Origin of the sequence: Mesorhizobium sp. B2-7-2 (assembly GCF_006440775.1) — a bacterium.
In the GTDB taxonomy this organism is placed as follows: domain Bacteria; phylum Pseudomonadota; class Alphaproteobacteria; order Rhizobiales; family Rhizobiaceae; genus Mesorhizobium.
In genome coordinates, this window is the sequence record NZ_VFTZ01000034.1 from 40,119 (window position 1) to 48,762 (window position 8,644).

General features: G+C 61.1%; 10 protein-coding genes and 1 tRNA gene. 4 read left to right on the forward strand and 7 right to left on the reverse strand.

Annotation, left to right across the window (positions count from 1 at the left end; all coding sequences use genetic code 11):
• Window positions 1-79 precede the first annotated feature (79 nt).
• Complete coding sequence (locus FJ425_RS29025) at window positions 80-946, forward strand: NAD(P)-dependent oxidoreductase (protein WP_140727645.1); 867 nt, start codon at window positions 80-82, stop codon at window positions 944-946.
• Here FJ425_RS29025 and FJ425_RS29030 read toward each other — a convergent pair.
• The 3 genes from FJ425_RS29030 to FJ425_RS29040 form a co-directional block, all read right to left on the reverse strand.
• On the reverse strand, window positions 943-1,236 hold the full coding sequence (locus FJ425_RS29030) for a type II toxin-antitoxin system RelE/ParE family toxin (RefSeq protein WP_140541417.1): 294 nt from the start codon (window positions 1,234-1,236) through the stop codon (window positions 943-945). The genes FJ425_RS29025 and FJ425_RS29030 overlap by 4 nt on opposite strands.
• Complete coding sequence (locus FJ425_RS29035) at window positions 1,233-1,469, reverse strand: type II toxin-antitoxin system ParD family antitoxin (RefSeq protein ID WP_140541416.1); 237 nt, start codon at window positions 1,467-1,469, stop codon at window positions 1,233-1,235. Before FJ425_RS29035 ends, FJ425_RS29030 begins: the two co-directional genes overlap by 4 nt.
• 577 nt (window positions 1,470-2,046) lie before the next feature.
• Window positions 2,047-4,347 (reverse strand): OmpA family protein, encoded by a 2,301-nt coding sequence (locus FJ425_RS29040; RefSeq protein WP_140727647.1) that lies wholly within the window; start codon window positions 4,345-4,347, stop codon window positions 2,047-2,049.
• A gap of 193 nt (window positions 4,348-4,540) precedes the next feature.
• Here FJ425_RS29040 and FJ425_RS29045 point away from each other — a divergent pair, with 193 nt between their 5' ends.
• Window positions 4,541-4,987 carry a YcgN family cysteine cluster protein gene (locus tag FJ425_RS29045; RefSeq protein WP_140727648.1) on the forward strand — a complete coding sequence of 149 codons (447 nt, stop codon included), beginning with the start codon at window positions 4,541-4,543 and terminating at the stop codon, window positions 4,985-4,987.
• 384 nt (window positions 4,988-5,371) lie between these two features.
• Window positions 5,372-5,725, forward strand: a complete 354-nt coding sequence (locus FJ425_RS29050; protein WP_140541413.1) for a hypothetical protein — start codon at window positions 5,372-5,374, stop codon at window positions 5,723-5,725.
• Between the two features lie 101 nt (window positions 5,726-5,826).
• Here FJ425_RS29050 and FJ425_RS29055 read toward each other — a convergent pair whose 3' ends face one another.
• A complete protein-coding gene (locus FJ425_RS29055; protein ID WP_140699203.1) occupies window positions 5,827-6,537 on the reverse strand; it encodes an SIMPL domain-containing protein in 711 nt (236 codons plus the stop codon).
• Between the two features lie 210 nt (window positions 6,538-6,747).
• On the opposite strand from FJ425_RS29055, the gene FJ425_RS29060 reads away from it, so the two are divergent.
• Window positions 6,748-6,823, forward strand: a tRNA-Ile gene (locus tag FJ425_RS29060).
• 106 nt (window positions 6,824-6,929) lie between these two features.
• Here the strand turns inward: FJ425_RS29060 and FJ425_RS29065 are convergent.
• From FJ425_RS29065 to FJ425_RS31820, 3 genes are all read right to left on the reverse strand, one after another.
• The gene (locus tag FJ425_RS29065) at window positions 6,930-8,120 is read right to left on the reverse strand and encodes a site-specific integrase (protein ID WP_064994569.1); all 1,191 of its coding nucleotides are present in this window, start codon (window positions 8,118-8,120) and stop codon (window positions 6,930-6,932) included.
• Between the two features lie 12 nt (window positions 8,121-8,132).
• Window positions 8,133-8,342, reverse strand: coding sequence for a helix-turn-helix domain-containing protein (locus tag FJ425_RS29070; RefSeq protein WP_084016009.1), 210 nt, complete (start codon window positions 8,340-8,342; stop codon window positions 8,133-8,135).
• Between the two features lie 67 nt (window positions 8,343-8,409).
• A partial coding sequence (locus tag FJ425_RS31820) for a hypothetical protein (protein WP_140727650.1) occupies window positions 8,410-8,644 on the reverse strand: 235 nt, incomplete at its 5' end.

Sequence of the window (8,644 nt, forward strand, 5' to 3'; positions counted from 1 at the left end):
ACGGACCACATGCGCGCGCCCTTGTGTCCGCGGGTCGGTGCGGGCAAGGATCGCACTGAAGAATGACGGGAGGCAAAAAATGTCGCTCCACGGAAAGACGCTGTTCATCTCGGGCGGATCGCGTGGCATCGGGCTGGCGATCGCGCTGCGCGCGGCGCGCGACGGCGCCAATGTGACGATCGCGGCCAAGACCGCCGAGCCGCATCCGAAGCTGCCGGGCACCATCTACAGCGCGGCGGAAGAGATCGAGCGGGCCGGCGGCAAGGCGCTGCCGGTGCTTTGCGACATCCGCGACGAGGCGCAGGTCGCCGATGCGGTGGCAAGAACCGTCGAGCGGTTCGGCGGCATCGACGTCTGCGTCAACAATGCCAGCGCCATCCAGCTCACCGGCACGCTGGAGACCGACATGAAGCGCTACGACCTGATGCACCAGGTCAATACGCGCGGCACCTTCCTGGTCTCCAAAATGTGCATTCCCCACCTTAGGTTGGCCGAGAACCCTCACATCCTGAATTTGGCGCCGCCGCTCGACATGAAGGCCAAGTGGTTCAAGAATCATGTCGCCTACACAATGGCCAAGTTCGGCATGTCGATGTGCACGCTGGGCATGAGCGCCGAATTCGCCAAGGACGGTATCGCGGTCAATTCGCTATGGCCGATCTCCACTATCGATACCGCTGCCGTGCGCAATCTTCTGGGCGGCGCCACGGTGGCCGCGATGAGCCGCTCGCCCGACATCATGGCCGACGCCGCGCATGCGATCTTCATGCGCCCGTCGCGCGAAGCGACCGGCAATTTCTATATCGACGAAGAGGTGCTGCGCGCCGAAGGCGTGACGGACTTTTCGATCTATGCGCCAGGCGCCAAAGGGGCACTTGCCGGCGATTTCTTTGTTCCTGACGAGGTGTTCGCCAATTCGAACACGAAGATAACGCGAGCCTTTTAGAGGTGTCTCGGATAATCCATCTGTTGATGTAAAATACGAACAACGTCAATGGATTGCCCACTCATCCGCAGATACACTACGTGCGAGCCGACTGAATATTTCAGCAGGCCAGGTCGAACATCCGACGCGTTTCGTGCTATCGCCGGAAACTGGTCTATCAGATTGATCATGGAGTGGATGGAGCGGATGTAGGCTTCTGCCCGCTCCGCGCCCCATTGGCTCAGCGAATAATCCCAGATACCATCAAGGTCCCGCCTCGCTTTCGGCGAAAACCGGACCGTTCTTTTCATCCGCGTTTCTTTGCCTTCAGAAACGCCTCAATGTCGAACGGCTCGGGGTTGCCCGACATGTCTCCTTCGTCGATTGCGGCACGCAGCTGCTCGAGTTTCAATTCTTGTTCTTCGAGAAGGCGAAGACCGGCACGGACGGTTTCACTTGCCGAGCCGAAGCGGCCTTTCGCTATTTGCCGTTGGATGAAGGCATCATACTGATCGCCAAGGGTCACGGAGGTGTTTTTGGGCATCTCTCATCTCCAATACCAATAGATGGTATCAAGGCGCCGTCAAGCTGACAAGCCTAGGCCAAATTCGTCGGAGCGTTTCACCGTTTCACGGAAAAGGCGAACCGCTCCATCTTTTGTTTTGACGCAAGTCCGGACGGAAGGCTACGGCGAAGGCGCCGGGCGTAACCGCTTACACTGTTCCTGGAATTTGCTCTGGCCGTATTTCGGCCCGGTGACACAGGTTTTCAAGGCAAAAAACCCCGCCGGGGAGGGGGCCCGGCGGGGCTCAACGTGTCCCGCTGGAGTCGGGACGGGGCAGGGAACGCCCTGTCTGGAATCTGGGTGCCGCAATGCGGCAATTCAATGAGCAGGGCGGGCCAGGCAGGACAATTCTTCTTGAGCCGGCAAGGAAAAAAGCCCATCCGGGCGGGATGGGCCTTCATCTTGCGCGCTGATTCCGAAAATCCGGACAGGATCTTGAAATCAAACGCTAAACCGCGACGCGCTGAAACGGATTCAGCGCGTCGCAGTTTACGTCGCTTTTCAATGCATGTCGTTGTCCCAAAACCGCTGCACAGTTTTGGGCGACACGCATCGATCACTGCCCGCTGTTGCTCGCCACCGGCGCCACCAGCGAGGTGATGCGGCGGATGGCGACACGCCGGTTCTCGCGGTTCGGACCGGGCGTGTTCACTTTGAGATACTCCTCGCCATAGCCCTGCGTGGTGAGGTTCTCGGCCGGGATACCGAAAGCGTTGGTAAGCGCCTCGGCCACCGCCTCGGCGCGCCGGTCCGACAGAGCGAGGTTCGCGTCCGGCGTGCCCACGGCGTCGGTGTGGCCTTCGATCAGGAAGGTCTCGGCCGGGTTCTTCTTGAGCAGTTTTTCAATGGCACTGGCGACGCCTTCGAGCTTCTGCACCTCGGCGTCGGAGATGGTGGCCGAGCCGAAATCGAAGTTCAGCGTGTCGAGATCGATACGCCGGGCGATGTCGCGCACGCGGGCCGACCGCTTCACCTCGTCGATCGAGTAGAGACGCTGCACCCTTTCCACAGGTGGCTGCTCGAGGAAGGTATAATATTCGTCCGGATCCTCGACTTCCTCCGAATCCAGGATGTAGTCCCGGCGCGGGATGTCGAGCCGCATCGGTGGCAGGTCGTCGCCTGGATCGCGCCACTCGTCGACGTCGTTATAGTAGCGCTCGTCGACATAGCTCAGCACATATTCGCGGCCATCCGATGTAACGCGCGATCGCCGGACGACGTCGCCATTACGGTTGCGGATGGTGATGATCCTGACGCCGTTGTCGCGCTCCACGATTTCGCGGGTGCGGCCGCCCGAAAGATCCTCGTAGTAAACATCCCTGGCGCCGCGGGTGATGCGAGGAGCTTCGTTGCTTTCCACGAATGTCTGGTTGTTGAACTGAAGGATCACCCGGTCGCCGAACTGCTTCACCACGTCGGCACCCTGCGGCCGGCGGCGCTCACGGACGACCTGCTCGGGCGTAAGCTCGATCCGCTTGCCCTTCTCCTGGTCCACTGGGACGATCTTTTCGGGCTTGATCGCCTGCTGCGCCGACTTGTCGTCGGTGGGCGGCGGGCCCTGATTTACGGGAGCCTGCTTCTCGGCCTGCTGGCCGGCTTGTTGCCCGGCCTGATTGCCGCCCTGCTGCTCGGCTTGATTACCGCTCTGTTCAGCGCCGGCTTGGCCAGTCTCGTTCTGGCCGGCCGGCTGGCGGCCCTTGTGCCTGCGCATGGCATCCTTCTGGCTGTCAAGCACAGGTGCCTCGTTCGGATTGGCAGGCGCCGCGCCCTGCGCGGCATTGCCGCCGCTTTCGGGCTGGTTATTGTTGGCAGGCTGATTGTTGGCCGGCTGTTCACCAGTGGCAGGCTGCTGCTGCCCGGTTGCGGGCTGCTCGGTCAGCGGTTTCTTGGCCTGCCTCTTGTTCTGGTTCGAAAGCTGTTCCTGTTGAGCCGGCGCTTGCTCGGTCTCGGCAGGTGCCTGCGCGGTTCCGGGAACCGGCAACGGCTTGAGCTTGCGAGAACCCTGGCCTGCTGGCGTCTGTTCGGCAGGGGTCTGGCTTTGCTCGGCAGGTTGCTGGGCCTGCTTGCGCCGCTTGCCGGGCTGGTTGTCATTTGCCGGCTGTTCTGACGGCTGTTCCGCGGGTGCGGCTTCCTGCTGCTGCTGATTGAGCTTCTTCTTGCGCAGTTGCTGCTGCTGGTCGGGCGTGGCCTGCTCGGCCGGAGCCGTCTCGCTTTGCTGCTGCTGATTGAGCTTCTTCTTGCGCAGTTGTTGCTGCTGGTCCGGTGCGGTCTGCTCGGCCGGTTGCTCAGCCGGCGCCGTTTCGGCCTGCTGGTTGCGCTTCTTCTTACGTGGCTGCTGCTCTTCGGTTGCAGGCTGACTGCCCTGATCGGCTGGAGCAGCCTCGGTCTGCTGGTCGCGCTTCTTGCGCGGCTTGAATTGCTGCTCGTCGGTCGCAGGCTGGCCGCCTTGGTCGGCGGGTGCCGCCTCGATCTGCTGCTGTTGGTCGCGCTTCTTGCGTGGCTTGAACTGCTGCTCGGCCGGTGCAGCTTCCCCGGACTGGGCGCCCTCCGTCTGCTGCTGCTCGTGCCGCTTCTTGCGCGGCTGTTGCTCGGACTCGGCGGGCGCGGCCTGTTCGGCCGGCGCCGATTCGCTTTGCTGCTGCTGCTCGCGCTTTTTTTTACGCGGCTGTTCAGCTCCACCCTGCGCGCATTCTTCGGCCGACTGCCCTTCGGCGCAGGCGGCCTGAGCCAGCACGAGCGGCGCTCCGTGCAGGCCGCCGGAAGCGACACCCCCCTGCAGCGGGTACGCGCCCAACGGCGCGGATGCCATAAGCAGGCCGATTGCCGTGCCCGCCAGAATCCGTGGTTGGCGTTTCATATCGATTTCTCCTAATGGGGTCCCATCCCTGCCCAAACTTTCATCAACCATAATTGGTTCCGTCGGGCATTGGCGCCAACCAAGGATGCCTGGCCGGCCTTTTGAAGGCAATTTCGTGTTTTTCTAATGTTGATACTGGGTCGCCGCCACACAGCGCTTGACCGCAAGGCCGCGGAGGGCCAAATCCAGCCAAATGACCGCGCCATTCTGGAAAACCAAGACGCTTGAGGCGATGACCCCGGCCGAATGGGAATCGCTATGCGACGGCTGCGGCAAATGCTGCCTGTCGAAGCTCGAGGACGAGGATACGGGCGAGATCTTCTGGACGAGCGTCGGCTGCAGGCTTTTCGATGCCGAGAACTGCCGCTGCTCCGACTATCCAAACCGCCTGGCGCGGGTGCCCGATTGCGTCGGCCTAACGCCGCAGAACGTGCGCACCATCACCTGGCTGCCAAAGACCTGTGCCTACCGGCTTATCGCCGAGGGCCATGATCTCTACTGGTGGCACCGGCTTGTTTCGGGAAGCGCTGAGACCGTGCACGAAGCCGGCATCTCGATCCGGGGCCAGGTGAAGGCCAAGGAAACCGATCTGGCCGAGCCGGACGATTATTTTGATTATATATTGGACGACGAACCGTAACCGGTTCGCGTCTGGACGACGAACCGTAGCAGTTCGCGTCTGGATGACGAACCCTGACAGGTTCGCACCTGGATGACGAACCGTAGCCGGTTCGCATCTGGATGACGAAGCCTAACGGGATGCTTTTGACGAGGAACGACGAACCCTGCGGGTTCGCGTTTAGAATCCTGAGGTGGTTGGCGTTTTTGGCCACGAGCGACGAACCCTGGCGGGTTCGCGCCTAGGACCTAGGGTTCGCGTTTTTGGCCACGAGCGACGAACCCTGCGGGTTCGCGCTTATATGAACCGGACATGAATGGCCGGTTCGCGGAAGGTTCAGACGCAAAAAGGCATTTTCCAATCATCGGTTCTACGGGCGACAGCCCAAAATAAGGAGAGAAGACGATGTTCAACACGATCAGGACGGCAGCCCTTTCGGCCCTTGTCGGGCTTGGCGCTTTGACCGCCATTCCGGCACATGCGGACAGCCTCTATCTCGGTTTTGGGGACAGACACGACCCGCGTTTCGGCATCTACACCGGCGACGATGACGGTTATCGCCGCGACTGGCGCCGCGACCGCGATTGGCGCGGCTGTTCGCCGGACCGCGCCCTCGACAAGGCCGAGCGCATGGGTCTGCACCGCGCCCGCATCGTCGACATCAGCCGCCGTACCGTGAAGGTGGCAGGCCGCCAGTATGGCGACCGTGTCGTGGTGGTGTTCGCCAACGAGCGCGGTTGCCCGATCATCTATCGCTGAGGCTGAAAGGACGATCCTCTTCGAGGATCGCCTATGAAACGCCCCGCAGGATGATCCTCCGGGGCGTTTTGCTAACGGCATGTCTGCGGCTGGGCTGGATATCACCTCAGCTCGAAAGTGACCGTGACCTGGACGTTGTAGGAATTCTCGCCGGCCTGCACCGGGACGGCCGAACGGGCCGCATCGAAAGACTTGGCCGCCATCGGCATCGGCGCCGGCGCGACATTCTGGTCGGTGATCTCGAGCACCTTGCCCAGACTGACGCCGGCCGCTTCGGCGAGCGTCTTTGCCCTGGCCATCGCGTCGGCGACGGCCTTCTTGCGCGCCTCGGTGATCGTGGCCTTCGGATTATCGTTGGTAAAAGCGATGCCGCCGCCCTGGTTGACGCCGAGCGACACCGCCTTGTCCAGAATCTCGCCGGTCTTGTCGACGTTGCGCACGCGCACCGACAGCGTGTTGGTCACCTGATAGGCGACGAGCTCGGCTTCCTGGCTGCCGTCGGCCTTGTTGGTGTAGTTGTAGCGTGGGTTGATCTGGATGCCGGCGGTCTGCAGGTCGCGTTCGGCGATGCCGGCGGACTTCATCGCCGCGATCACCGCCGCCATGGCGTCGTTGTTGGCGTCGAGCGCTTCGCGCGCGCTCTTGGCCTCGCGCATAACGCTGAGCGAAAGGATCGCCATGTCCGGCGCCACGGTCGCTTCGCCTTCGCCGGACACGATGATGCGGGGCGGAGGCTGGGTGTCGGCGGCGCTCGCCAGCGCCGGGAACGCGACCGCGGCAGCGAGCGCGATGGGCAAAAGATGTCTGGTCATGAAAACTCCTCGAAGTCTGCGGTCCGCCGCCCGTGCCGCATCTGCCTCGATCCGCAAAAGGCATCAGTGCGGCGCAAGGGTTGGACCTTTCTCGCGCCATATGGGCGCAGGCCGCTCTACGGCGCGAATATGGGCTGATTTTGGCGTTTTGCGCCAGAGTTTTCGAAAGCCTTGTGCGGACGAGCGAAAAACACTAAGCCAGCCCGCGTGGGGCCTGTAGCTCAATGGTTAGAGCCGGCGGCTCATAACCGCTTGGTTGGGGGTTCGAGTCCCTCCGGGCCCACCATGACCATTGATTTTATTTCGGAAAAGTGCCCTCGGCCCAAAACGTTTTGGGTCCATTATGGGCCAAAACAAGGACCGTGGTCCCGGTTTGTTCCGACTCGGTGTGATTATCTGACGATGCGGAGGTTTGCCCGTCGCTTCATGGCGTCGCGTTTGGCCTCGCGCTCGTTGATCGCGCGAGCAATATCAACCGCGATCCGCTTCTTGTTGGCCTCACGCACGTAGTCATCCGTCACCGTCATGGAGGAATGCCCCATGGCGTCCATGATGGCCCGGGCCTGGATGTTGCATTCAGCGAGGTAGGTGCCGAAGGTACGGCGCAGGCCGTGAAGCGTATAGCCGTCAGGAATATCGGCCTGTCGTGCCCAATGCTGCATCATGCCTGTCAGGCTCTTTTCTGAAAACGGGTTGCCATAGCCATTCTTCAAGACGGTTCCACCCTTCGAGCGGTCAAGCGGGTCTAGCGCAGCCGCCAGTTTGTCCACCACCGGGATAAACATCTCCCGTCCGCCATGACGGTTTCGGTTCTTCTTCTGTCGGAAGGCGAACGCCTCGATCAATGCCAAGGAACCGTCGAACAGTTCGATCTCCTCGGTCACGAGATCATCCCATTCAAGGTCAGCGATGTCGCCTCGTCGGTTGCCGAGCCAGAAACCAAGCGCGTAGCACGTCCGAGCCGGCGTCCCGATCGGATGCCGCTCCTCGTACTTTTCTCGGATCGCAATTGGCCAAGCCGGGTTCTTGGTCGATTTGGGCACGCGTACGCGAATTGACAGTGAAGGATCATCCTGCGGCTTTATCCATTTCTCGACATCGGTCGCGACCCATAAAAGCTTCTTGATGGCAACCAGCATATGTTTGGCGACTGTGCGGTTGCTCCTGAAGATGCTTTCGATGATGGCGCGAAGCCGATCCGCGTCGAGATGTTGCACCGGAGTATCGCGCCAAGTGAGTGGGTAATTTGGATCGACCCGCAGATTAAGAAAACGCTCAATCAGTCGCGCATTCTTCCGCTGCGTCGCTTCATCAAAATCGAGCCACTCCATTGTCGTTTCAAGCCGGCGCCCGGCATGGCCAAAAGTTTCAGGCAGTGCCCGACCGGGCAAATCGATGATCCCTGCATTCTTGTGTTGGCCCTGCGTGGCCTTCTCGTAAGCCGCCTCGAACTCGGGATCGCCAGGTTTGCCAGGAAGGTGCATCTCGGGCACGCCTTTTGCGCGGTAGCGATAGATTCGCTTGCCGTTCTTGAGGCGCGAAGATACCCCAGGGTAACTGGGGTCCTTAAATGGGCGAGCCATCAAATGCTCCTTTCAGGACCCTTTCAGATCTGCCCGTACCGAACGGGTTTTGCTTTCGATGGCAACCCGCAGGAGCACCGGGTAAGGAAAGCCTCTTCCTTGCTCTATGCCTTCAAAGGTGCGCTTCGGTATTCCAAGCACCTTGGCCGCGGCTGCGGCAGTGAACCCTTCCTTGGCCCGCCATGCTTTCACGTCTTGCGCAAGTTTGTCGTTCTCGCTCACGTCATGCCTTCCGCACACGGGCTTTCATCGTACTACGTCCGCAGCGTATACGCAATAAACGTATTTTCTATCGCTTTTCTACCTCCCGCCTACTTCGTTCCAACAGCTCTTGAAGGCGGCTATCTTTGTCCGGCAACGAGGTGAAAGCAATATCCAGGGCTACACGATCCCAGACAGCGCGGCTGTTGATGCGCTTGGGCTTCGGCATTCGCCCATCGGCAACCATCTCGTCAAAGAGCGTCGATCCTACACCGATGTAGCGAGCCGCTTCCTCACGAGATAGCCCTCGTGGGGCATACGAG

Bases quoted from the DNA above. Each gene is read 5' to 3' on its own strand.
- FJ425_RS29025 (WP_140727645.1), top strand. From the start codon at position 80: ATGTCGCTCCACGGAAAGACGCTGTTCATCTCGGGCGGATCGCGTGGC.
- FJ425_RS29065 (WP_064994569.1), bottom strand. From the start codon at position 8,120: ATGGCTCGCCCATTTAAGGACCCCAGTTACCCTGGGGTATCTTCGCGC.
- FJ425_RS29040 (WP_140727647.1), bottom strand. From the start codon at position 4,347: ATGAAACGCCAACCACGGATTCTGGCGGGCACGGCAATCGGCCTGCTT.
- FJ425_RS29050 (WP_140541413.1), top strand. From the start codon at position 5,372: ATGTTCAACACGATCAGGACGGCAGCCCTTTCGGCCCTTGTCGGGCTT.
- FJ425_RS29030 (WP_140541417.1), bottom strand. From the start codon at position 1,236: ATGAAAAGAACGGTCCGGTTTTCGCCGAAAGCGAGGCGGGACCTTGAT.
- FJ425_RS29035 (WP_140541416.1), bottom strand. From the start codon at position 1,469: ATGCCCAAAAACACCTCCGTGACCCTTGGCGATCAGTATGATGCCTTC.
- FJ425_RS29055 (WP_140699203.1), bottom strand. From the start codon at position 6,537: ATGACCAGACATCTTTTGCCCATCGCGCTCGCTGCCGCGGTCGCGTTC.
- FJ425_RS29045 (WP_140727648.1), top strand. From the start codon at position 4,541: ATGACCGCGCCATTCTGGAAAACCAAGACGCTTGAGGCGATGACCCCG.